The following is a 19,989-nucleotide window of genomic DNA, read 5'->3' on the forward strand; positions in this document are numbered from 1 at the left end:
CTTCAGCCGTCGACCGCCGTCGGGTCGCCCGCCTCGGTATTGGTCCTGCGGTTGATCAGCCAGGTCACGAGCCAGAGCACGACGCCGATCGCCATGAGGCTGCCGGCGATCTGGTACTGGACGACGTCGCGCCCCACCCACGGACCGGCGAGGAAGGCGCACAGGAGTGCCGCCACGACGGGAAGCGGGCCCGGGGACGTGAAGAACACCTTCCGGTTGACGTCCCGCTTGCGGCGCAGGACCACGCAGGCCACGTTCACGATGGTGAACACGCACAGGAGCAGGAACGCCGTGGTGCCCGAGAGGTTCGCGACGATGTTGCTGTCGGGATCGCTGGTCACGTAGAGGATCAGGCCGAGGGCCAGGATGGTCGAGAAGGCGATGCCGGCCCAGGGCGTGCAGCGTACCGGCAGGACCTTGGCGAGCGGCCGGGGCAGGACGTCCTGCCGTGCCATCCCGTAGATCAGGCGGCTCGCCATGAGCATGTTGATCAGGGCCGTGTTGGCGACGGCGAAGACGGCGAGGAAGGGGAAGATCCTGTCGATGGGGAAATCGGGCGAACCCTTGTGCACGACCTCGAGCAGGGCCGCTCCCTCGGCCTCCCGGATGCCCTCCAGTTCGGTGGGACTGAGCACCGTGACCACGGAGATCGCGACCAGCATGTAGAAGATGACGGCGATGCCCAGGCCGGTCAGCATGGTGCGGGGGAAGATGCGCTCGGGGTTCTGGGTCTCCTCGACCATGTTCACGGAGTCCTCGAAGCCCACCATGGCGAAGAACGCGATGGACGTCGCGGCCGTCACCGCGAGGAACATGCCCTTGTCCTGGTAGTCGGTGAAGACGAAGATCTCACCGACGTTGCCGTTGCCCTGCGCCATCGCGAGGAACCCGACACCGATCACGATGCACAGGGCGGCCACCTCCACGAGGGTCAGCACGACGTTGAACTTGACGCTCTCGCCGACCCCGCGCAGGTTGATCACGGCCAGGAGGACCATGAAGCCGAGCGCGACGGCGGTGATCACGCCCTGGCCCGGCATGTCCAGCCAGCCGTTGATCTCGAGTCCGCCGAAGAAGTTCTGGGCGAGCACGTTCGCGGACGTGGCGGCGCTGGTGATGCCCGAGCAGACCACGGCGAACGCCACCAGGAAGGTGACGAAGTGGATGCCGAACGCCTTGTGGGTGTAGAGCGCGGCTCCCGCGGCCTGGGGGTACTGCGTCACGAGTTCGAGATAGGAGAACGCGGTCAGCGTCGCGACGATGAACGCGAGCAGGAACGGCAGCCAGACCAGGCCGCCGACCGTGCCGGCCATGGTGCCCGTCACGGCGTAGACGCCGGCCCCGAGGATGTCCCCGACGATGAACAGGAGGAGCAGTTTGGGCCCGAGGACCCGCTTCAGTTCCGGTTCGCCGGTGGTGGCGGGTGCGTCGGACACGTGCTCGGCAGAAGTACTCATGGTCGGCCTCCCCTGTGGTTTTCCACCTCACTGTGGCCCTGATCAGCCTGCTTAGCAAGGGGTGCGCACGAGAAATCCGCGGGTGCGGGTGGGACCGCCGTCGCACCCCTGCCGTGGCACCCCTTGCCGGATCGCCGTCCGGCACAGATGATTTCCCGAGCTACCGTCCGTCTCAGAGGTACCAACGGCCCAGCAGGGGTCACCACAGGAACAGGAGAGCGGCCATGGCCACCAACGTCTTCATCAACCTCCCCGTCAGCGATCTCGCGACGTCGAAGGATTTCTACACCAGCTTCGGCTGGACGCTCGACCCCAACTTCTCCAACGACGACACCGGGGCCGTCACCATCAGCGACACCATCTACCTGATGATCCTCGGGCACCATCACTGGGCGCAGTTCACGGACAAGCCGGTCGCCGACACCCGCACCACCTCGGCCGTCATCAACGCCCTCAGTGTCGAGGACCCGGCCGAGATCGACACCCTCGTGGACAGGGCCCTCGCGGCCGGCGCCACCGAGGGCAAGGCCCAGGATCTCGGGTTCATGCGCTCGCGCTCCTTCGCGGACCCGGACGGCCACAACTGGGAGATCATGTGGATGGACCCCATCGCCCGGACCGGCGACTGGGAAGCCGTCCAGGCCAAGTACGGGGAGCAGCAGCCGGCATGACGCCGGGCCTCGGGCCGGCACGACGACGCGCGGCCTCCGGCACCGGCGGCCGCGCGGTCGTGACTGCCGGTGACGCGCTGTGGGACCTGGCCCATGCGGAGCGTGCGTCCCTTGCTGACGACCTCGCCGCGCTCTCCCCGGAGCAGTGGGACCTGCCTACCCTCTGCGGCGAGTGGAGCGTCGAGGAGGTGACGGCGCATCTCTCGGCGGCAGCCTCCGTCGGTGGCCGGATGTGGATCAGGAGCATGCTCCTCGCGGGCTTCCGCCCTGCCGTTCACAACCGGCGCAGGCTGTCCGAGCACCGCGGCCCCACCGCCGCGGCGACGCTGGACCGGTTCCGCGCCGTGGTCAACCTGTCCATCGCACCGTCGCCGCACCTGCCGGCATACCTCGGGGAGATCGTGGTGCACGCCCAGGACATCCGGCGGCCGCTGGGCATCGCCACGCAGCCCGGCGTCGACGCCCTGCTGCCGGTGGCGGAGTTCTTCGTCGCGAGAAACTTCACCGTCCCGAGTCGCCGTGTCGCATCCGGCCTGCGACTGGAGGCGACCGACGCCCCCTTCGCGTCCGGCGAGGGGCCCGAGGTCCGTGGAAGCCTGCTCGCCCTCGTGATGTGCCTCGCCGGACGCCCGGCGTATCTCGCCGACCTGTCGGGGCCAGGGGTGCCGGTCCTGCGGTCGAGGATCACCGGCGGGGCCTGACCCCGGCAGGACGGTGTCAGAGCTCGTCGGCGAGCCAGTCCTGCACCACGGGGATGTCCACGCGCTGGTAGCCGCCGAGGTAGCGGCAGTTCGCGGTGTAGGTGTAGCTCGTGACGGCCACGATGTAGTCACCGTGGAAGACGGGTCCGCCTGAGTCACCGAAGCAGGTGCCGCCTCCGCCGCGGTTGTCGTTCGGGTTGCCCTGCAACTGCAGGATCTGCGGCGTCAGCTTCTGGCCCGGCGATGTGGTGTTCCGGCGGATCAGCGGGTAGGACATGGGCTGGGGCTTCTGCGGGCCGGCCTCCGGCTTGCGCACCTCCGTGCCGTAGCCGACGACCTCGAAGAGGGTCCGGTTGAGCGTGGGCGACGCGAACTGGTCGAGGTACCCGACCGGCGCGATCGTCGCCGGTTCGATATCGGTGACCGGCTCGTCGAGGACGATGAGACCGACGTCGTTCCAGTTGTCGACATCCGTGAAGTCCGAGTACCCGGGATGGGTGGCAGCGGTGCCCGACAGGTAGCCGGCGCTGGTGATCTCCGCGTCCGTGTACCCCACCGACGCATCCGCTGCGTCAGGGAACGGTGCGGGCGGCGCCACAGCCACCACGGAGTCGAAGGTGACCAGGGTGCTTCCCACTGTCCCGTCGGTGCAGTGCGCCGCGGTCAGGAGGACGGTCGGCTCGATCAGGGTCGCCGAGCAACGGTACCGGCCGCCATCGTCACCGTAGGCGAGGATCAGCCCCACATTCGGGTGCTCCTCGCCGTCCGGCTGCCCTCCGGTGATGGCCGACGCGGGGGAGGCGCCGGCGACGGACAGGGCGACCGCCGTGGCGGCGAGCAGGGCGGAGCTACGGAGAAAACGTCTCATCATCGAAACCTTCCCAGGAAGAAGAGTGGTTCGAGAACGGTACAACTCCACGGGGGCCGAGAGCCACACTCCCGCTGCTGCGGAGGTCCGGGACGGCCGTCGCCGCGCAGGGAGGGACGTACCGGTCGAGCAGACGGAGCATCGACCGCCGTTGACAGCCGATGTGACCGCAGTTACTCTGGGAACGTTCACAGATTCTCGATGGAGAGCTCGGCGCCCCAATTCTGGGAGCGTTCACAGAACGCCGCTCGTCTTCTCCCTCACGCAGTCGCAGGGATTCGGCACACCCCACCGAGGAGCAGGCTTGGCACGCACAACCACCGTCGCAGGACTGTCCGGCACAGGACAGCTCGTGTATGGGTGCGACTACAACCCCGAGCAGTGGGACCCGTCCGTGTGGCACGAGGACGTCCGGCTGATGAAGGAGGCCGGTGTCAACCTGGTCGCCGTCAACATCTTCGGCTGGGCGGAGCTCGAGCCCGAGGAGGGCACGTTCCGCTTCGAGAACCTCGACGCGGTGATGGACCTCCTCGCGGAGAACGGGATCGGCGTCAACCTCGGCACCGGGACGTCGTCGACTCCCGCGTGGCTGACCACGGCGCATCCCGAGATCCTCCCCCGCGCGGCCGACGGCACCGTCCGCTGGCCCGGCGGCCGCCAGGCCTTCTGTCCCAGCTCCCCCGTCTACCGGGACTCCGCCCTCGCCCTCGTGCAGAAGGTGTCCGCGCGCTACGGCAGCCACCCCGCCCTGCGCATCTGGCACGTCTCCAACGAGATCGGGTGCCACAACTCCCTGTGCTACTGCGATGTCTCCGCCGAGGCGTTCCGGGGCTGGCTCCGCGCTCGCTACGGGGATCTCGATGCGCTCAATGCGGCGTGGGGCACCGCCTTCTGGAGCCAGCGCTACTCCGCCTGGGAGCAGATCCTGCCCCCCAGGCTCACCCTCTCGGCCACCAACCCGACGCAGACGCTCGACTTCAACCGCTTCAGCTCGGACGAACTGCTTGCGCACTACTCGGCCGAGGAGGCCGTCCTCCGCCGGAACAGCGATGCCCCGGTGACCACCAACTTCATGGTCGCCGCGCACATCCGCAACCAGGACTACTGGACATGGGCACCGGAGATGGACGTCATCGCGAACGACCACTACCTCGACCACCGCCTCGACGCGCCACTGGCCGAGCTGGCCTTCGCCGCCGATACCACGCGCGGGCTCGCGCAGGGCCGGCCCTGGCTGCTCATGGAGCACTCCACCGGAGCCGTGAACTGGCAGCCGCGGAACATCGCCAAGGGCCCCGGCGAGATGATCCGCAACTCACTCACCCACCTCGCCCGTGGCGCCGACGGCCTGTGCTTCTTCCAGTGGCGGGCCTCCCTGCAGGGCAGCGAGAAGTTCCACTCCGCGATGGTGCCGCATGCCGGCACCGATTCGCAGATCTGGCGCGACGTCGTCGAACTCGGCTCCTCGCTCGGAAAGCTGCGCGAGCTCGCGGGCACCACCGTGCATGCCGAGGTGGCGCTCGTCTTCAGCTGGGAGGCCTGGTGGGCCCACGACCAGGACTCGCATCCGTCCGGCGACGTACGGTACATCGAGCAGATCCATGCCGCCTACAGGGCGCTCTGGGATGCCGGGATCACCGTCGACGTCGTGCCGCCCGGCGCCGACCTCTCCGCCTACCGGCTCGTGGTGGTCCCGAACCTCTATCTGGTCCGCGACGAGCACGCCGCCGTCATCAGCGACTTCGTGGAGAGCGGAGGCTCTGCCTTCGTCACCTTCTTCAGCGGGATCGTCGACGAGAACGAGCGGGTGCGGCCCGGAGGCTATCCCGGGGCTTTCCGGGATCTGCTCGGCGTCCGCTCCGAGGAGTTCTTCCCCCTCGATCCGGCGCATCCGCTTCCACTCGACAACGGTTCGCCCGCGTCCCTGTGGTCGGAGGCACTGCGCCTGACCACCGCCGAGCCGGTGCTCAGCTATGCCACCGGCCATCACGCCGGCGCACCCGCCGTCACCCGCAACCGCTTCGGCACGGGCGAGGCCTGGTACGTCGGCACCGTGCTCGACGGCGGCGTCCTGAAGGACCTGCTGCTGCGCGCCGCCGTCACCGCCGGGGTCCGGCTGACCGAGGCGCAGTCCGGCCTCGAGGCCGTGACCCGCCGCGGCAACGGACACGACTACCTCTTCCTGATCAACCACTCCGCCGAGGACCGCAAGCACCGGGTCCACGGCCTGGAACTGCTGACCTCCGAGGCCGTGGCCGACGTCGTCGTCGTTCCCGCCGGCGCCGTCCGCGTCGTTCGCACCACCCCAGCACGACCCGACACCGACGGCTCGTCGCAGAGCCGAAAGGATGCAGGCAATGACAGTCATTAGTACGCCGGCGGAGGCCCCGAAGGCACCCCCGGCCACGAGGAAGAACCGCTCGTCGGGGGCGCAGCGCCGCGCAGTGGCCCTGTTCATCGCACCCTTCGCGATCTTGTTCCTCGCCTTCTACGCGATCCCGATCGTCTACGCCGTCGTCCAGTCGCTGCTCACCGTGGAGCGCGAGGGCACATTCGGCAAGCCACGGCAGGTCTTCGGCGGCTTCGTCCAGTACGAGCAGGTATTCCAGAACACCGCGTTCTGGGAATCCGTGGGACGCGTGCTGCTCTTCGGCGCGATCCAGGTGCCGGTGATGCTCGGCCTCGCCCTGCTGTTCGCGCTGCTCCTCGACTCTCCCCTGCTCAAGGGCAAGAAGTTCTTCCGCCTCGCGTTCTTCGCGCCCTACGCCGTGCCCGGGGTGATCGCCGCGATCATGTGGGGATTCCTGTACTCGCCGTCGCTCTCCCCCTTCGGCGCGGTCACCTCGAACATCGACTTCCTGTCCGGCAACCTCGTCCTCTGGGCGATCGCGAATATCGTGACCTGGGTCTACGTGGGCTACAACATGCTCATCATCTACTCGTCGCTGCTCGCCATCCCCACCGAGATCTACGAGGCGGCCCGGCTCGACGGTGCGAGCAACATCCAGATCGCCTGGCGCATCAAGATCCCCCTGGTGATCCCCGCGATCATCCTCACCGCCGTGTTCTCCATCATCGGGACGCTCCAGCTCCTGGCCGAGCCGCAGACGCTGCGCAGCTTCAGCTCGGCGATCAACAGCACCTTCACACCGAACCTCGCGGTCTACACCACGGCGTCCGTGCCGAACTACAACCTCGCCGCGGCGTTCTCCGTGGTCCTGGCCCTCGCCACATTCATCCTCTCCTTCATCTTCCTGAAGTCGACCCAGCGGAAGGTCACCCAGTGACGGCAGCCCCAGCCACCGCCCCCAAGCGCCAGCGCGGGGGACGTTCGACGGCGAACAGCGCCGACACCCGCACCCGCGGACCACGGCAGAGCGTCATGTCCCGCAGTGCCGCGATGCTCATCATGGGGGTCTTCACCCTCTACTTCCTGACACCTATCTGGTGGCTGCTGACCACGTCCACCAAGACGGGCGGCGAGGTCACCTCGACCGCACCCCTGTGGTTTACCGCGGACTCCCTCGGGACGTTCTTCGGCAACCTGGGACGGCTCTTCTCCTACGGCGACGGACTGTTCGGCCGCTGGCTGCTCAACTCCGCCCTCTACGCCGGCGTGGGCGCCCTGATCGGCACGATCATCGCCGCGATGTGCGGCTATGCGCTCGCCAAGTACGAGTTCAGGGGACGCGAGGCGATCTTCAACATCGTCCTCAGCGGCGTCCTGGTCCCCGCGACCGCCCTGGCCCTGCCCCTGTTCCTGATCTTCAGCCAGGTGAACCTCACCAACACCATGTGGGCGGTGTTCCTGCCGAGCCTCGTGAGTCCCTTCGGCGTCTACCTGGCACGGATCTACGCCGCCGCCAGCGTGCCGGGGGAACTGCTCGAGGCGGCCCGGCTCGACGGCTCCGGAGAGATCCGCACCTTTTTCACGGTGTCCACACGCCTCATGGCACCGGCGCTGGTGACGATCTTCCTGTTCCAGTTCGTCGCGATCTGGAACAACTTCTTCCTGCCCCTGATCATGCTCCGCGACCAGGACCTCTTCCCCGTGACGCTGGGCCTGTACGCCTGGAACAGCCAGATCAGCCAGATCCCCGAACTGCGGTCCCTCGTGATCGTCGGGGCGCTCGTCTCGATCCTCCCGCTGATCATCGCCTTCCTCGCACTCCAGCGTTTCTGGAGCAGCGGGCTCGGCGCCGGCAGCGTCAAGTAGCACCACTCCCCGACCAGCACTCCCCGACCAGCACTCCTGGTGCGCCGGCGTCCGCCCCGCACCGCACTGCTCAATCAACCGATAGGAAAGACAATGCGCGCGCATTACGGAAAAGTCACCGCGGCCTTTGCCATGATCTCTGCGCTGGCTCTCTCCGGCTGTTCAGCCGGCGGAGACAGCTCCGAGGCAGGGGCCGAAGCCGTCCCCTGCGAGGCCTCCGAAGGACCCGTCGAACTGAGCTTCACCACCTGGGTCCCGGGCATGGACCAGGTGGCCGAGCTCTGGAACACCGAGAACCCTGACATCCAGGTGAAGGTGCAGACCGGCCCCAACGGCAACTCCGGTACCTACCAGAACTTCTTCAACCAGATCCAGGCGGGCAACGCACCGGACCTCGGCCAGATCGAGTACGACGCCCTGCCCAACTTCCGCGTACAGGACGGTCTCGAGAACATCGCCGAGTGCGAGGGCATCGCCGACGCCCAGGACCAGTTCGTGGACTGGACCTGGGGCCAGGTGACCTTCGGTGAGGAGGGCTCGGTCTACGCGGTCCCGCAGGACAGCGGCCCGATGGCCATGTACTACCGCGCGGACCTCTTCGAGCAGGCCGGCATCGCGGTTCCCACCACGTGGGAGGAGTACGCGGCGGCGGCGGAGCAGATCAAGGCGCAGGGCTCCTACATCACCAACTTCCCGAAGACGGACGTCAACTGGTTCGCGGGCATGGTCTGGCAGAACGGCGGCCAGTGGTTCGCCAACGACGGCGAGAACTGGGACGTCAACCTGACCAGCCCCGAATCGGAGGAAGTGGCCACCTACTGGCAGGATCTGCTGTCCAAGGACCTCGTCTCCACGCTGCCGTCGTTCTCGGACGAATGGAACGCCTCGTTCAACACGGGCCAGCAGTGGACCTGGGTCTCTGCCGTGTGGGGTGCGACCACCCTGTCCGACGGCGCGCCCGACACCTCCGGCAAGTGGGCCGTCGCCCCGATGCCGCAGTGGGAGGACGGCGGAGAGGCCGCCGGCAACTGGGGCGGTTCCTCCACCGCGGTCCTGAAGGGCTCGGACCACCCGGCCGAGGCCGCGAAGTTCGCGCTCTGGCTGAACACCGATCCCGAAGCACTCGCGCTGGCCAACGAGCTCGGCGGCCTCTACCCCGCAGCGAAGTCGGCCACCGACCTCGAGGCCTTCGCAGGCGGCGTCGAGTACTACGGTGGGCAGAAGATCTACGACGTCTTCGCCGACGCTTCCGCGAACGTGAACCCCGACTTCACCTGGGGTCCCACGATGACGCAGACCTACACGGACGTCTCGGACGGATTCGGTGCTGCCATCGGTGGCTCCGGCACCCTGATGGACGCCCTCGAGAACGGACAGCAGAAGACCGTCGACTCGCTGAAATCGCAGTCGATCCCCGTCTCCGAGTAGTACCGGCGCACCTGCCGGAACGTCCCGAAGCGCCGCGTCCCGGAAGGGGCGCGGCGCTTCGCGCGTCGACGGCGTGCTCCTGCGGTTCGCGGATGCTCCCGTCGAGGCCGGGCGGCAGCACCCGGCGTTCCCGGACGTCCACGCCCTCCGTGCTCTTGCAGCCGACGTACGGCAGGACGTGCTCCGCCCCTGGCCGCTCCGTTGCAATAGGCTTGCCGGATGAGCTCCCCGCAGCCTCTCCCCGAAGACCGTGTCCGCGCGGAGGTGCAGGCATCGCGCCTCTCCGGAACGTCCGACGCGGACTGGTCCTCGTTCCTGGCGCGCTTCGATGCCGAGTTCCCGCGCCTGCAGGCCCTGTTCCATCGCATCTACGGTCCGGGAGCGGATGGAGAGCTCCTGCAGGTGGTCCTCGACGCCGCAGCGTCCTGGCAGGACCGGCCCGCGGACCTGAAGGCCCTCGACGCCGCCCGCGCCATGGCGCCGGACTGGTTCGCCTCGAACCGGATGCTCGGCGGGGTCTGCTATGTGGACCTGTACGCGAGGAACCTCGCCGGACTGCGCGACCGGATCCCCTCCCTCCGCGAGCTGGGCCTGACGTACCTGCACCTGATGCCGCTGTTCCTGGCGCCGGCGGAGAACTCCGACGGCGGCTACGCGGTCTCGAGCTACCGCGACGTGGACCCGGCGCTCGGGACCATGGACGACCTCGCGGACCTCGCTCGCGAACTGCGGGAGAACGGCATCGCCCTCGTGGTCGACTTCATCTTCAACCACACCTCCGACGAGCACGACTGGGCGCGCCGAGCCGTCGCCGGAGACCCGGACTACGAGGACTTCTACTGGATCTATCCCGACCGGGGCATGCCCGACGCCTACGAGCGGACGGTCCGCGAGATCTTCCCCGACGACCACCCCGGCTCCTTCGTTCAGCTCGAGGACGGCCGCTGGATCTGGGCAACGTTCCACTCCTTCCAGTGGGACCTCAACTACCGCAACCCCCGGGTCTTCCGGGCCATGGCCGGGGAGATGCTCTTCCTCGCGAACCAGGGCGTGGACATCGTGCGCATGGACGCCGTCGCGTTCATCTGGAAACAGCTCGGCACCACCTGCGAGAGCCTCCCCGAAGCGCATCTGCTCCTGCAGGCCTTCAACGCCGTCTGCCGGCTCGCAGCACCGTCGCTGCTGTTCAAGTCCGAGGCGATCGTCCACCCCGACGAAGTGGTCCAGTACATCGACCCGGGTGAGTGCCAGCTCAGCTACAACCCGCTGCAGATGGCCCTGATCTGGAACTCCCTGGCCACCCGGGAGGTGTCCCTCCTCGCCCAGGCCCTCGAACGCCGGCACGACATCCCCGACGGCACCGCCTGGGTGAACTACGTGCGCAGCCACGACGACATCGGCTGGACCTTCTCCGACGAGGATGCCGCCGAACTGGGCATCAACGGGCACGACCACCGCCGGTTCCTCAACGCCTTCTACGTGAACCGGTTCCCGGGTAGCTTCGCCCGCGGCGTGCCGTTCCAGGACAACCCCCGCACCGGGGACTGCCGCATCTCCGGCACCACCGCGTCCCTCGCCGGGCTCGAAGCGGCCGAGACCGGAGGCACGGAGGAGGCCCCCGGTGCCGCCGTCGCGCGGATCCTGCTGGCCCACTCGATCATCCTCAGCACCGGCGGCATCCCGCTGCTCTACCTCGGCGACGAGGTCGGGCAGCTCAACGACTACACCTACCTCTCCGACCCTGCGAAGGCCGGCGACAGCCGCTGGGTCGGCCGGCCGGCCTACCCGGTCGACCGCTACGCCACCCGGCAGGACCCCGCCACGGACGCCGGGGCCGTCCACACCGGCCTCGTCCGCCTCATCGAGGTGCGCAAGCACACCCCCGAGTTCACCGGCGGCCGCCTGGTCCCCTTCCACACCGACAACCCGCATGTCCTGGGCTACCAGCGGCCCGGCCTGCTCGACGGCGAGGACTCCACCGTCCTCGTCCTCGCCAACTTCGCCGACACCCCGCAGGATGTCAGCGCCCGGACCCTCTCCGGCCTGCCGGAGAGGGTCATCGAACTCATCACCGGGCGGCGGGCGCACCTGACAGCGGGTATCACCCTCGAACCGCACGGCGTGCGCTGGTTCAGGGTCCGCGCCGAGGTCTAGGCCCGGGCCCCGTCGGCACCGCCTGCCGGCGCAGGGACACGCCGCCGCCCGACCCGCCTGCTACGCCTCCCGGCGCGAGAACTCCCCCGCAGCCCGGACCTGCTCCGCCGTGGGACGGACACCTGTGTAGAGGACGAACTGCTCCTCGGCCTGCAGTGCGACGACCTCCGCACCCGTGATGACCGGCTTGCCCGCTGCCCGGGCGGCGAGGATCAGCGGCGTCTCCGACGGGGAGGCGACGACGTCGAACACCACCCGTGCCGCCTCGATGGCGGCTGCCGGGAAGGCGAGGGCGTCGGCGTCCGCGCCGGCCATGCCGAGCGGCGTCACGTTGAGGATGAGGTCGGCCGTCGACTCCCCCACCGCCTGCTGCCAGGCGAAGCCGTACAGGTCCGCGAGAGCCCGGCCCGTGCGCTCGTTGCGGGCCACGACGGTCACCCGGGTGAACCCGGAATCACGCAGGGCTGCGACGACGGCCTTGGCCATGCCCCCGGACCCCTGCACGAGGACCGAATGCGACGTCGGCACGGCATGCTCCCGCAGGAGCCGCTCCACCGCGAGGTAGTCGGTGTTGTACGCGGTGAGGACGCCGTCGTCGTTCACGATCGTGTTGACGGAATCGATCGCCTTCGCCGAGGGGTCCAACCTGTCGACGAGCGCGATGACGTCTTCCTTGAACGGCATCGAGATGGCGCAGCCCCGGATCCCGAGACCCCGCAGGCCCGCGATGGCCGCCGGCAGGTCCGGGGTGGTGAAGGCCTTGTAGATGAAGTTCAGGCCCAACTCCTCGTAGAGGTAGTTGTGGAAGCGCGTCCCGATGTTGCTCGGCCGCGCGGCCAGGGAGATGCAGAGGGTCATGTCTTTGTTCAGGATGGGCACGGTGCATATTCTTCCAGCAGCATGCCCGCCCGGGCGAGCGGACCCGCTCCGCGCCGCGCCAAGCACTAGCATAGGGACGAGTCTCTTTCCGCGACGGCGCGTCCCGAGGCACCAATCGATGAGCCCGTACCCGTCAGGAGCCGCTTCCTTGAAGATCGACTTTGCGCAGTCAGCCCAGTCCACGCTCGGCGTCGAGTGGGAACTGGCGCTCGTGGACCGCTACAACGGGGAGCTCGTCCCCGTGGCCAACGAGGTGCTCCGCGGGGTCAGCGCGAACCACCCGGAACTGCAGGACGACGACGAGCACCCCCACATCAAGCAGGAACTGCTGCTCAACACGGTGGAACTCGTCACCGGCATCTGCACCACCGTGGACGAGGCGAAGGAGGACCTGTCCCGCTCGCTCGCCGCCGTCCGGGAGGTCACCGACCCGATGGGCGTGGAACTGTTCTGCGCCGGTTCGCATCCCTTCAGTGCGCCGCGTTCCCAGCAGGTGACGGACAAGGAACGGTACGCGAAGCTGATCGACCGCACGCAGTGGTGGGGCCGGCAGATGGTCATCTACGGCGTGCACGTCCATGTGGGCCTCGACCACCGCGACAAGGCGCTCCCTGTGGTGGACGGCCTGACCAACTACTTCCCGCACTTCCAGGCGCTCTCGGCGTCGTCGCCGTTCTGGGGCGGCGAGGACACGGGCTACGCCTCGCAGCGCGCGCTCATGTTCCAGCAGCTGCCCACGGCGGGCCTGCCCTTCCACTTCGACGACTGGGCGGCGTACGAGTCCTACGTCCAGGACATGTCCACCACGGGAGTGATCGACGCCGTCAGCGAGATCCGGTGGGACATCCGCCCGGTCGGGAACCTCGGGACGGTGGAGATGCGCGTGTGCGACGGCCTGTCCACGCTGCGCGACGTCGGTGCCGTCGCCGCCCTCACCCAGTGCCTCGTCCACGAGTTCTCGCAGATCCTCGACGCGGGCGGCAGCATCCCCACCATGCAGCCCTGGCACATCCAGGAGAACAAGTGGCGGGCCGCCCGCTACGGGCTGGACGCCATCATCATCCTCGACGCCGACGGCAACGAGCAGCTTGTGACGGACCACCTCGCCGACGTGCTCACCCGGTTGGAGCCCATCGCCGCGAGACTCGGCTGCAGCAGCGAGCTGGCCGACGTCGAGGGCATCATGCAGCGCGGAGCCGGGTACCAGCGCCAGCGGCGCATCGCCGAGGAGCACGACGGCGACCTGCGCGCCGTCGTGCTGGACATGGTGCAGCAGCTGCGCGAGTAGCGGGCACCGACACCGGCCACGGCGCCTCCACCGCGACCGGAAGCACCGGCCCACATGTCCGGCTGGACGGCAGCCGTCGCGATCCTCCTCATCCGTGGGGTCGTCTCCTTCCTCGCCGGTTTCGGTCGAGCCCTAGGCGCCCTGGTCATGCTGTCGGTGTTCTACGTATTCCCCCTGGACGACGGCGCGGCAGCGGATACCGCGGACGCCGCGAAGACCGATGCCTGCAGGGAGGAGTGGCTGGGCAGGCGAGCTGCGCGGCGTCGGGAAAGTGCACCCGACGATCCGGACGCATGGTTGCCCGCTTTCGGATCCCCCAGCGGACGAGGGGCACCGGATGCTGTTCCCGGCGGGTTCTCGAGAAGGCGATCAGCCCGACGGGAAGAGCGTGGGGATCCCGATGGCGCTGACCAGAAACAGCGTGTCGACCAGCCACGATGACCGTCCGGCGTCTGCCACGGCGATTCCTCGTCCGAACGCTCCCGTGAGGAGCACGCTCACCAGGCCGACGAGACCGACTGACACAGCAGTGATCCGGGCGGCCTCGGGACGGTGGCGTCCACGGCTCCATGCGCGACCGAACAGGATCACGATGCCTGTGGAGGCGATGAAGCCCAGGAGCAGGAGGACGGACACCATCAAAAGGGAAGGATCCTCCATGGTGGGTGAATGATGGGAAGCTTGCTTGGTCGGCACGAGGGAAAGCAGGATCTGATGGCTTCAGCAGTGACGTTGATCCGGTCCACCGCGCTGACGGACGCAGCCCAGTATGCCTACGCCGCCACCGCGCCGGCCGATGCGCGACTGATCTTCCTCGCGGGGTCCTGTCCCCTCGATGAAACCGGGGCAACAGTGGGAAAAGGCGATTACGCAGCACAGGCGGAACAGTGCGTTCGAAACATGACGACGGCTCTCCACGCAGCTGGAGCGGTTATCGAAGACGTCATCAGCACCCGCGTGCTCGTGGCATCGACCGATCGGGGTGATCTCGTCGACGCCTGGGAGGTTGTACGCCGAGCGTTCGGTGCCCATGACGTACCGAGCACCCTGTTGGGCGTGACGGTTCTTGGATATGAGGACCAACTCGTGGAGATCGAAGCCGTGGCCGCTGTCCGCACCTGAGGATCCGCGTCAGCGTTCGGCGAAGGATCCTGCTACGGCACAGCCGAACCGGTGGCATCCTGCTCGTCGTCGTCGCCGGCATCGGCCCATCCCGTGCGACGTGAAGACCTACACCCGCGTCATGAGGCGACGAACTCGCCGAGCGCGGTCAGGAGGCGATCGACGTCGTCGTCGTTGTTGTAGGGAGCCAAGCCGACCCGCAGGGCGGCGCTGTCCTCGAGGTCAAGGCGACGGAAGGCTTCGTAGGCGTAGAAGGACCCCGCCGGCGCGAGGATGTTGCGATCCGCGAGGAATCGGTAGGCGTCCGCGGAGGACCGGCCCGGGAACGTCACCAGCAGTGTCGGTGTCCGATCTTTGGCTTTCGAGTGCAGCACGACGGCGTCACCCAGTTCCGCCAGCCCTGCCTCGATGCGGGAGCGCAACGCGAGCTCGTGCTCGTCGACCAGATGAGCGGATGCAAGAAGGCGCGCACGGCGGCCGGTCCCGGTTCCCGGAGCGATCGCTGCCAGGAAGTCCACGGCCGCCGTGGTTCCGGCCATGATCTCGTACGGGAGGGTGCCGAACTCGAACCGCTCCGGAACCGCGTTCGTGGACGGCAGCAGCTTGTCCGGCTGCAGCGACTCCAGCAGCTCCGGGTCGGCCACGAGAACACCGCAGTGGGGTCCGAGGAATTTGTAGGGCGAGCAGGCGAAGAAGTCAGCTCCCAGCGCCTTCACGTCGACCGCCGCATGAGCGGTGTAGTGCACACCGTCCAGGTAGACCAGAGCGCCGACCGCGTGCGCGGCATCGGCGATGCGGCGCACCGGCGGTTTCGTGCCGAGCAGGTTCGAGGCGGCGGTGATCGCCACCAGCTTCGTGCGCTCGGTGATCGCGGTCGCGACGGACGCTTGGTCAATCTCCGTGGTGTCCGGCTCGAAATCGATCCAGCGCACGGTGGCGCCGACCGCGTCGGCTGCCTGCACCCAGGGGCGGATATTGGAGTCATGATCCAGCCGTGACACCACGACCTCGTCGCCCGGCTGCCAGGTCTTGGCGAGATGGCGGGAGAAGTCGTAGGTGAGCTGCGTTGCGCTCCGCCCGTAGACGACCCCGCCGGGATGCGCCCCGAGCAGGTCGGCCATCGCCGCGCGGAATTTGCTGACCGCCGATTCGGCGTTCCTCTCCGAGCCCATGCCGAGGCCGCGGTTGGACAGCGGCCCGGTGATGGCGTCGGCTATCGCGGCTCCTACGACGGCGGGGGCCTGCGTCCCGCCGGGGCCGTCGAAGTACGCGGTACCGGTGCGTAGGGCGGGGAAGTGCGCGCGGAAGGCCGCGATGTCCAGGGTCATGCCGCTACTTTCTCAGGCGGGGGCCGAAACGGGAAACATCGCGGGCGGTAGTCGACCGACGTCGGCTATTCCGCAGAGGGAAAGTTCCCGTTGGCATCGGAGTGATACGACCGCAGTCCGTGCTTCACGCCGAGCCGGATGATCCAGTACAGGACCAGCCCGAAGATCACGGGCACGATGACCCAGACGACGAGAACGATCAGGAACGAGAATCCATCCAGACGCACAGCTACCCCCATCGGTGAACGATCAGATGCTCGAGCGTAGCGCGCGGGTCCGAGACTTCGGCGACCGCCGGCCGAGCGAGATCAGCTGGAGCGGAGGGCAGCCGCGCGTTGTTGCCGGCGGAGTCGCTCCCGCGTCAGTCGACCAGACCGCACAGGGCGAGTCCCAGGAGGTCTGGATCTGCGGCGTCGTGGACGCCCGCCTCGAAGGTGACAGTCTGTTCGGAGGGATCGGAGAAGACGATCCTGCCCACGTCGCGCATGATGATGCCGGCGCCGGGATCGGTGGCCAGGTATCTGTGTCCCACCACCGTGACAGTGTATTCGTTGGTGCCGGGTACGCGGGTTTAAGTCTGGACGAAGTGTGCCCCCACTTCGACCGACTTCATGGTGTCCAGATTCGTGAGGACATCGCGTGGTGCCGCCACCTGCATCCTGAACCGGGTCACGTTGCCTTGCTCGTCGAGCCAGAACAGAGACTTCGTGCTCGAGGTTCCGCTGATTCGGACGTCGAAGTCATCGCCGCAGCTGAACTGGAAGTCGTAGCTGTCGACCGTCACCGGATCGCGTTCGGGTCCGGCTGCGACAACCGAAGAGGCACCCGTCAAGGACAGGCCGAGCACGGCGACGGGCACGAGGAGGCGTGGATTTTTCATGACGGCTGCCTTTCGTGGAAGGGCGGGGCAGCGGAGTCGCCGTCACGTCGTGCCTAAAGGGTGCGCGTGAGTGGACGGGCTGTCAACGGCGGTCCGCTGTCAGCGAGCGGTCACTGGGTTGGACGCTTGAACCTTGCACGGCTGCAGTGTCCTCGTGCTCGACGCCGGCGGTGTCGGGCGCAGGAGGGAGTGGCCAGGCCGGCGAGCTGTGCGACGCTACAACCAGACGCCTAGCTGTACGCTCACGGCTCCTCACCGACGGCGTCAGAAGCTAGTCCGTCGCTGCATCGTCGTCGTTTTCGGGCTGCTCCCCACCCCAGATCGCCTTCGGGTAGATGCCCTCGGCAACCAGTGAGCTGGGACGACTGTTCAACGAGTGTGGCTCCAGGACCTCACCGAGAATGAGGATGCTGGCTAGTTCGCCAGGGTGGCGGAGGCCCCGGAAGCCACTGTTGTTCAGCGACTCGAGACGGAAGCGCCGGCCGAACCGATGGGGCCCCTGATCCACGACTACAGCGAGCGTCTCGTCGTCCAAAGGGTATACGGCGACGAGGTTCCACTCGTCCCGTGGGATGGCGGAGATGTGGTCGAAGGATGCCCTGAAGGCTGCGATCCATTCGACCATGGAGTAGTTCATGCGGCCTCCATGGCAGCTGTTCCCGTGCGTGGCCGGATACGGGTCAGGGGTTACGGCGTGAGAACGCTCGTCGCGCGTTGAAGCTGACGATGCCGACCATGAACAGTGAGAAGAACACCTTGATCACCAGGGGTGTGTTGTCGAAGTGGACCCACAGGTAAGTAAGGATGCCTATTGCGACGATGGTGCTGATGATGAATAGCGTCTTCGCGACAGGGGTGTTCGAGGTCATGGCCTATGTCTACCGGTGCGATGCTGCAACAACAAACGGGTCCTCATGGAAAAGGCGGACCTCCGCAGGCCGCCATCCACCGAGATCTTTCAGCCGCCCGGAAGCCGGTGGACCTGCGTCCGGCTTCGTAGGTGACGGTGGGGATCCCTCTCCGTACACGGGTGAGTTCGATTCGTGACCAGGACGGTCGAAGTGGGCGATGCCTCCCGTGTCAGGCAGGAGTGATGTGTCGCGAGGGAATCGGGCTCGAGTAGACCACGCTGGTCGTGATGCCACCGAGGGTAGCGAGGCGCCCGGTGATGCGTTCGAGGTCGCGCATGGAGCGGGCCAGGACCTTGATGATGAAGCAATCCGCTCCGGTGACGTGGTGTGCTTCGATGATCTCGGGCATCGAGTCGACGAGGTCGTGGAACGGCTTGTAGTTGCCGGTGGGGTAGGCCAGTCGCACGAACGCTGTCACCGCATACCCGAGAGCTTCAGGATCCACGGTGATGGAGTATCCGGTGATGACCCCACCATCGGTGAGGCGCCGGAGACGATCACTGGTCGCGCTCGGTGAAAGATTGATGGCCCGAGCGAGTTGCGCGACGCTCGTCCGTCCGTCCTGCTGCAGGTGGTGGACTATCGCTTCATCGGTTGCGTCGAGGTCCAACCGTCGGTTCGATGGCATAACGGTGAATGTACCGTGGTTCCACAGCCGTCGGCGCTTCCGCACAATCGATGTGCTGTTCCAGAAAAGCGTCGGACGAGATTCGATAGATGCATGTCTCCTTCCCTTTCCGCCGCTGACTTCTTCGCTGCGAAGCTCGCCTACGAAACCGACCCTGCGGACCTAGCTGCTGAGCGTGCATCTGGCCTCGGCCCGATCGTGATCGATACCCGCTCGGCCGCTTCGTGGAGGCAGGGCCGCATTCCGGGTGCCGCCCATATTCCGAACGCAGAGCTCGAAGCGCGCATCACCGACGTCGCCCCCGCCCTGGATGCCGCCATCGTCGTCTACTGCTGGGGACCAGGCTGCAACGGCAGCACCCGCGGCGCGTTGAAGCTGGCGTCGCTGGGCTATACAAATGTGCGCGAACTGGTCGGGGGGTTCGAGTACTGGTCCCGCGAGGGCTTCGCCACGGTCAGTGATGAGGGGCGCGCACGCCGTTCACCGGATCCCCTGACAGCGCCGTCCACACCGCGGCATGACGAGCGCGACACCGCCTGACAGGCGCAGAATCGCAGGTCGACGCCGAAGGCAACGGGAACGGTCTCGCCTGCGGCAAGCCACTCAACCCCGGTCGTCCAGGAGAGAGGGTGCCCTGCGGTCACCTGCCCGGTGGACGTCATCTACAGCTTCCGCGACGACGATCCGACCCGGTAGCAGCCTGGTCTTCGGTGCCGATCCGGCTGGTGGGTTGTCGCGGTGGGCGGAACACGGGCTTCGACCCTAGACTCGGGGAAGATGGATCAACGCGCCCATGAGGAGTTGGACAGTGGCAGACAGCAGCAGATTGGATCCGGCGAAGGATTTCCCCGAGGACCTGTCGACCGTGGACAGGGACGACCTGGACATCCTGAACAGCAGGAACCACCGGTCGCGGGACCGCCAGTTCGTCGAACATCATGAGGTGGATGCCGAGACCGAGGGCCAGCACCACGAGCTCCGCGAGGAGCTGGATCGGCGTCAGGCCATCCGGGACGCTCCGGCCGAGGAGACGGCCGAGGAGACGGGCGAGAGAGCGGTCCGCGAGTCCTGAGCCGATCCGGGATCACGGCTGTGATCCCGCGGCAAACCGCCTGCGGCAGGGAGGGTCTTCCCTCGGGCCTCCGCTAGCGCGAGCCCCCGGTGAAGCGGTCGTCCGTCGTCGGGTTGTCCGCGGGCGAGTCCTCGAGTCCGACGTTGCCCGCGAGCGTCTCGACGGACGGGTCGCCGTCCGCGACGGCCTGATTCGCGATGAGGTCGACCTCGTCCGCAGCGGTCAGCGGCCCGTCCTGGATCTGACCGACGTCGGTCGGATCGATCCCCTCGGTGCTGCCGAGATCCTTCAGGTGATGTTCTTCAGTCGGCTGGTCCATGATCCCGAGCGTAGGCCCGCCGCCGGCTTCCCTGCAGCCCCCGTAGGAACTGCCGTCCCGTCTTGCA

23 protein-coding genes are annotated in these 19,989 nt (G+C 67.5%); 11 read left to right on the forward strand and 12 right to left on the reverse strand.

The window, feature by feature from the left end; translation table 11 throughout:
• Positions 1–2 precede the first annotated feature (2 nt).
• Positions 3–1,457, reverse strand: a complete 1,455-nt coding sequence (locus tag AC0Z9V_RS05940) for an APC family permease (protein ID WP_485141006.1) — start codon at positions 1,455–1,457, stop codon at positions 3–5.
• A gap of 224 nt (positions 1,458–1,681) precedes the next feature.
• Between AC0Z9V_RS05940 and AC0Z9V_RS05945 the strand changes: the two genes are divergently transcribed.
• Together AC0Z9V_RS05945 and AC0Z9V_RS05950 are read left to right on the forward strand one after the other, a co-directional pair.
• Positions 1,682–2,128 carry a VOC family protein gene (locus AC0Z9V_RS05945; RefSeq protein ID WP_485141007.1) on the forward strand — a complete coding sequence of 149 codons (447 nt, stop codon included), beginning with the start codon at positions 1,682–1,684 and terminating at the stop codon, positions 2,126–2,128.
• A complete protein-coding gene (locus tag AC0Z9V_RS05950) occupies positions 2,125–2,829 on the forward strand; it encodes a maleylpyruvate isomerase family mycothiol-dependent enzyme (protein WP_208738973.1) in 705 nt (234 codons plus the stop codon). Before AC0Z9V_RS05945 ends, AC0Z9V_RS05950 begins: the two co-directional genes overlap by 4 nt.
• Positions 2,830–2,845: 16 nt before the next feature.
• Here AC0Z9V_RS05950 and AC0Z9V_RS05955 read toward each other — a convergent pair whose 3' ends face one another.
• Positions 2,846–3,697, reverse strand: a complete 852-nt coding sequence (locus AC0Z9V_RS05955; protein ID WP_485141008.1) for a trypsin-like serine protease — start codon at positions 3,695–3,697, stop codon at positions 2,846–2,848.
• Positions 3,698–4,001: 304 nt separating this feature from the next.
• On the opposite strand from AC0Z9V_RS05955, the gene AC0Z9V_RS05960 reads away from it, so the two are divergent.
• From AC0Z9V_RS05960 to AC0Z9V_RS05980, 5 genes are all read left to right on the forward strand, one after another.
• Positions 4,002–6,068, forward strand: coding sequence for a beta-galactosidase (locus AC0Z9V_RS05960; protein WP_485141009.1), 2,067 nt, complete (start codon positions 4,002–4,004; stop codon positions 6,066–6,068).
• Positions 6,046–6,984: a carbohydrate ABC transporter permease gene (locus tag AC0Z9V_RS05965; protein ID WP_133082500.1), complete on the forward strand. Its 939-nt coding sequence runs from the start codon at positions 6,046–6,048 to the stop codon at positions 6,982–6,984. Before AC0Z9V_RS05960 ends, AC0Z9V_RS05965 begins: the two co-directional genes overlap by 23 nt.
• A gap of 95 nt (positions 6,985–7,079) precedes the next feature.
• Positions 7,080–7,913 carry a carbohydrate ABC transporter permease gene (locus AC0Z9V_RS05970; RefSeq protein WP_133082590.1) on the forward strand — a complete coding sequence of 278 codons (834 nt, stop codon included), beginning with the start codon at positions 7,080–7,082 and terminating at the stop codon, positions 7,911–7,913.
• 93 nt (positions 7,914–8,006) lie between these two features.
• Positions 8,007–9,341 (forward strand): ABC transporter substrate-binding protein, encoded by a 1,335-nt coding sequence (locus tag AC0Z9V_RS05975; protein WP_133082499.1) that lies wholly within the window; start codon positions 8,007–8,009, stop codon positions 9,339–9,341.
• A 219-nt stretch (positions 9,342–9,560) separates the two neighbouring features.
• On the forward strand, positions 9,561–11,495 hold the full coding sequence (locus AC0Z9V_RS05980) for an alpha-amylase family glycosyl hydrolase (protein WP_208738977.1): 1,935 nt from the start codon (positions 9,561–9,563) through the stop codon (positions 11,493–11,495).
• Positions 11,496–11,555: 60 nt separating this feature from the next.
• On the opposite strand, the gene AC0Z9V_RS05985 is transcribed toward AC0Z9V_RS05980, so the two are convergent.
• The gene (locus tag AC0Z9V_RS05985; RefSeq protein WP_459267121.1) at positions 11,556–12,374 is read right to left on the reverse strand and encodes a shikimate 5-dehydrogenase; all 819 of its coding nucleotides are present in this window, start codon (positions 12,372–12,374) and stop codon (positions 11,556–11,558) included.
• A 148-nt stretch (positions 12,375–12,522) separates the two neighbouring features.
• On the opposite strand from AC0Z9V_RS05985, the gene AC0Z9V_RS05990 reads away from it, so the two are divergent.
• Entirely contained in the window at positions 12,523–13,662 is a 1,140-nt protein-coding gene (locus AC0Z9V_RS05990; protein ID WP_133082497.1) for a glutamate--cysteine ligase, read from the forward strand.
• 369 nt (positions 13,663–14,031) lie between these two features.
• Here AC0Z9V_RS05990 and AC0Z9V_RS05995 read toward each other — a convergent pair whose 3' ends face one another.
• A complete protein-coding gene (locus tag AC0Z9V_RS05995; protein WP_485141010.1) occupies positions 14,032–14,322 on the reverse strand; it encodes a hypothetical protein in 291 nt (96 codons plus the stop codon).
• Between the two features lie 54 nt (positions 14,323–14,376).
• On the opposite strand from AC0Z9V_RS05995, the gene AC0Z9V_RS06000 reads away from it, so the two are divergent.
• Complete coding sequence (locus AC0Z9V_RS06000) at positions 14,377–14,784, forward strand: RidA family protein (protein WP_208738979.1); 408 nt, start codon at positions 14,377–14,379, stop codon at positions 14,782–14,784.
• A 119-nt stretch (positions 14,785–14,903) separates the two neighbouring features.
• Here AC0Z9V_RS06000 and AC0Z9V_RS06005 read toward each other — a convergent pair whose 3' ends face one another.
• The 7 genes from AC0Z9V_RS06005 to AC0Z9V_RS06035 all read right to left on the reverse strand — a co-directional run bounded on the left by AC0Z9V_RS06005 (position 14,904) and on the right by AC0Z9V_RS06035 (position 18,531).
• Positions 14,904–16,112 carry a cysteine desulfurase-like protein gene (locus AC0Z9V_RS06005; RefSeq protein ID WP_485141011.1) on the reverse strand — a complete coding sequence of 403 codons (1,209 nt, stop codon included), beginning with the start codon at positions 16,110–16,112 and terminating at the stop codon, positions 14,904–14,906.
• 65 nt (positions 16,113–16,177) lie between these two features.
• Positions 16,178–16,339, reverse strand: coding sequence for a hypothetical protein (locus AC0Z9V_RS06010; protein WP_485141012.1), 162 nt, complete (start codon positions 16,337–16,339; stop codon positions 16,178–16,180).
• A gap of 134 nt (positions 16,340–16,473) precedes the next feature.
• Positions 16,474–16,647 (reverse strand): hypothetical protein, encoded by a 174-nt coding sequence (locus AC0Z9V_RS06015; RefSeq protein ID WP_485141013.1) that lies wholly within the window; start codon positions 16,645–16,647, stop codon positions 16,474–16,476.
• A gap of 36 nt (positions 16,648–16,683) precedes the next feature.
• On the reverse strand, positions 16,684–16,992 hold the full coding sequence (locus AC0Z9V_RS06020; protein WP_485141014.1) for a hypothetical protein: 309 nt from the start codon (positions 16,990–16,992) through the stop codon (positions 16,684–16,686).
• A 271-nt stretch (positions 16,993–17,263) separates the two neighbouring features.
• Positions 17,264–17,629 (reverse strand): hypothetical protein, encoded by a 366-nt coding sequence (locus tag AC0Z9V_RS06025; RefSeq protein ID WP_485141015.1) that lies wholly within the window; start codon positions 17,627–17,629, stop codon positions 17,264–17,266.
• Between the two features lie 43 nt (positions 17,630–17,672).
• On the reverse strand, positions 17,673–17,861 hold the full coding sequence (locus AC0Z9V_RS06030) for a hypothetical protein (protein ID WP_459267128.1): 189 nt from the start codon (positions 17,859–17,861) through the stop codon (positions 17,673–17,675).
• 211 nt (positions 17,862–18,072) lie between these two features.
• Positions 18,073–18,531, reverse strand: a complete 459-nt coding sequence (locus AC0Z9V_RS06035) for an Lrp/AsnC family transcriptional regulator (RefSeq protein ID WP_485141016.1) — start codon at positions 18,529–18,531, stop codon at positions 18,073–18,075.
• A 93-nt stretch (positions 18,532–18,624) separates the two neighbouring features.
• Between AC0Z9V_RS06035 and AC0Z9V_RS06040 the strand changes: the two genes are divergently transcribed.
• Both AC0Z9V_RS06040 and AC0Z9V_RS06045 read left to right on the forward strand, forming a co-directional pair.
• A complete protein-coding gene (locus AC0Z9V_RS06040) occupies positions 18,625–19,071 on the forward strand; it encodes a rhodanese-like domain-containing protein (RefSeq protein ID WP_485141017.1) in 447 nt (148 codons plus the stop codon).
• 268 nt (positions 19,072–19,339) lie between these two features.
• Positions 19,340–19,603, forward strand: a complete 264-nt coding sequence (locus AC0Z9V_RS06045) for a hypothetical protein (RefSeq protein WP_208738984.1) — start codon at positions 19,340–19,342, stop codon at positions 19,601–19,603.
• 73 nt (positions 19,604–19,676) lie between these two features.
• Here AC0Z9V_RS06045 and AC0Z9V_RS06050 read toward each other — a convergent pair whose 3' ends face one another.
• Positions 19,677–19,922: a hypothetical protein gene (locus tag AC0Z9V_RS06050; protein WP_485141018.1), complete on the reverse strand. Its 246-nt coding sequence runs from the start codon at positions 19,920–19,922 to the stop codon at positions 19,677–19,679.
• Positions 19,923–19,989 lie beyond the last annotated feature (67 nt).

This window comes from Arthrobacter sp. UYP4 (assembly GCF_057291175.1).

What these genes read in the sequence shown, in the direction of transcription:
- AC0Z9V_RS05940 (WP_485141006.1), bottom strand. Translation starts at nt 1,457, where the DNA reads ATGAGTACTTCTGCCGAGCACGTGTCCGACGCACCCGCCACCACCGGC.
- AC0Z9V_RS05945 (WP_485141007.1), top strand. Translation starts at nt 1,682, where the DNA reads ATGGCCACCAACGTCTTCATCAACCTCCCCGTCAGCGATCTCGCGACG.
- AC0Z9V_RS05950 (WP_208738973.1), top strand. Translation starts at nt 2,125, where the DNA reads ATGACGCCGGGCCTCGGGCCGGCACGACGACGCGCGGCCTCCGGCACC.
- AC0Z9V_RS05955 (WP_485141008.1), bottom strand. Translation starts at nt 3,697, where the DNA reads ATGAGACGTTTTCTCCGTAGCTCCGCCCTGCTCGCCGCCACGGCGGTC.
- AC0Z9V_RS05965 (WP_133082500.1), top strand. Translation starts at nt 6,046, where the DNA reads ATGCAGGCAATGACAGTCATTAGTACGCCGGCGGAGGCCCCGAAGGCA.
- AC0Z9V_RS05970 (WP_133082590.1), top strand. Translation starts at nt 7,080, where the DNA reads ATGTCCCGCAGTGCCGCGATGCTCATCATGGGGGTCTTCACCCTCTAC.
- AC0Z9V_RS05975 (WP_133082499.1), top strand. Translation starts at nt 8,007, where the DNA reads ATGCGCGCGCATTACGGAAAAGTCACCGCGGCCTTTGCCATGATCTCT.
- AC0Z9V_RS05980 (WP_208738977.1), top strand. Translation starts at nt 9,561, where the DNA reads ATGAGCTCCCCGCAGCCTCTCCCCGAAGACCGTGTCCGCGCGGAGGTG.
- AC0Z9V_RS05995 (WP_485141010.1), bottom strand. Translation starts at nt 14,322, where the DNA reads ATGGAGGATCCTTCCCTTTTGATGGTGTCCGTCCTCCTGCTCCTGGGC.
- AC0Z9V_RS06000 (WP_208738979.1), top strand. Translation starts at nt 14,377, where the DNA reads ATGGCTTCAGCAGTGACGTTGATCCGGTCCACCGCGCTGACGGACGCA.
- AC0Z9V_RS06005 (WP_485141011.1), bottom strand. Translation starts at nt 16,112, where the DNA reads ATGACCCTGGACATCGCGGCCTTCCGCGCGCACTTCCCCGCCCTACGC.
- AC0Z9V_RS06020 (WP_485141014.1), bottom strand. Translation starts at nt 16,992, where the DNA reads ATGAAAAATCCACGCCTCCTCGTGCCCGTCGCCGTGCTCGGCCTGTCC.
- AC0Z9V_RS06025 (WP_485141015.1), bottom strand. Translation starts at nt 17,629, where the DNA reads ATGAACTACTCCATGGTCGAATGGATCGCAGCCTTCAGGGCATCCTTC.
- AC0Z9V_RS06030 (WP_459267128.1), bottom strand. Translation starts at nt 17,861, where the DNA reads ATGACCTCGAACACCCCTGTCGCGAAGACGCTATTCATCATCAGCACC.
- AC0Z9V_RS06035 (WP_485141016.1), bottom strand. Translation starts at nt 18,531, where the DNA reads ATGCCATCGAACCGACGGTTGGACCTCGACGCAACCGATGAAGCGATA.
- AC0Z9V_RS06040 (WP_485141017.1), top strand. Translation starts at nt 18,625, where the DNA reads ATGTCTCCTTCCCTTTCCGCCGCTGACTTCTTCGCTGCGAAGCTCGCC.
- AC0Z9V_RS06050 (WP_485141018.1), bottom strand. Translation starts at nt 19,922, where the DNA reads ATGGACCAGCCGACTGAAGAACATCACCTGAAGGATCTCGGCAGCACC.